This window comes from Corynebacterium sp. MSK195 (genome assembly GCF_030228885.1).
GTDB lineage: Bacteria > Actinomycetota > Actinomycetes > Mycobacteriales > Mycobacteriaceae > Corynebacterium.
On sequence record NZ_JASPGT010000034.1, the window covers coordinates 1 to 1,470 of the forward strand.

At 57.2% G+C, this 1,470-nt stretch carries 1 protein-coding gene; it reads left to right on the plus strand.

The window, feature by feature from the left end:
* Positions 1-127 precede the first annotated feature (127 nt).
* Positions 128-1,372 (plus strand): IS256 family transposase, encoded by a 1,245-nt coding sequence (locus tag QP909_RS11650; protein ID WP_284767321.1) that lies wholly within the window; start codon positions 128-130, stop codon positions 1,370-1,372.
* The last annotated feature ends 98 nt before the right edge of the window (positions 1,373-1,470 follow it).

Consider the following 1,470-nt stretch of genomic DNA (forward strand, 5'->3'; position numbering starts at 1 on the left):
TGGTTGCGTCCCCTAACGTGGTGTATCTGTAGCCCGCGGTAAGTCTTGTGCCGGTGTGCATGAAGGCGACCATCGCGGGTACCTTTCGAATCAACTCTTACCTATCCTCGAAAGGAAGTACCCTGCGATGGCCGCTGACCCTCATCATATCGATCCGACCGCGTATCTCGAAGAGCTGCTAACTCAAGCGTCCCCAGATTTGATGCGCCAAATGCTCACTGACTTCATCAACCAGATTCTTTCCGCCCAAGCAGACACCGTCTGCGGGGCTGATTACGCCACCGTGTCAGCCGAGCGCACCAACACACGTAATGGCTACCGTCATCGCCAACTTGATACCCGAGTCGGCAGCATTGATGTGGCAATCCCGAAGCTACGCACCGGCGCATTTTTCCCTGACTGGCTGCTAGAGCGCCGCAGCCGCACCGAGCGTGCCTTGACCACAGTCATCGCCACCTGTTACCTGAAAGGAGTCTCCACTCGCAGGATGAACGACCTGGTGGCCACCCTTGGGATCAACAACTTGTCGAAGTCTCAGGTCAGCCAGATGGCCAAAGAACTCGATGACATGGTCGATGACTTCCGCACCCGCCGGCTTGACCAAGGCCCCTACCACTTTGTCTCCTGCGACGCGCTGACAATGAAGGTGCGGGAAGGAGGACGTGTCGTAAAGACCAGCGTGTTGCTGGCCACAGGTGTCAACGCTGACGGCTACCGAGAGCTTTTGGGCATGCAGGTTGCCACCGCGGAATCTACCGCGTCGTGGACCGGGTTCTTTCGGGACCTCATCGCCCGTGGCCTGACCGGGGTATTCCTCGTTACTAGTGATGCCCATCTTGGTATTCAAGCAGCCGTGGGTGACTGCCTGCCGCAGGCTAGTTGGCAGCGGTGTCGAACGCACTTCGCGAAGAACCTCTCGGCCCAGGTTCCCAAAAACCAATGGCCGACTCTGTCAGCGATGTTTCACACAATCTTTCAGCAACCCGATGCCGCTAGTGTGTGGGCCCAAGCTCGTGAGGTTATTGAATTCTGCCAGCAGAAATTCCCTCACGTTGCCACCTACCTCGAGGAGTGTCTCGACGAGCTGTTGGCGTTTACCGCTGCGCCGAGAGCGGTGTGGACCAAAATCTGGTCGAATAACCCCACTGAACGGCTCAATAGGGAGATCCGCCGGCGTACCGATGTCGTAGGAATCTTCCCAAACCGAGACGCTGTTGTGCGCCTTGTTGGGGCGGTGTTGGCCGAACAGCACGATGACTGGATCCAACAGAAGCGTTATATGTCACTGACCAGCCTGGCACAGACCAAAGAGATCATCGCCGCTGGGGTCATCGACGAGGACCGCGACAACAACCAGGAGATCGCCGCGTGAATACCCTCACCCCTTATCCCCGAGATGGCCCCTAAACCACCGCCATGAAACTAACCCCAGATTCGAAAACAGATACACCACTACCCAGGACTTGACCA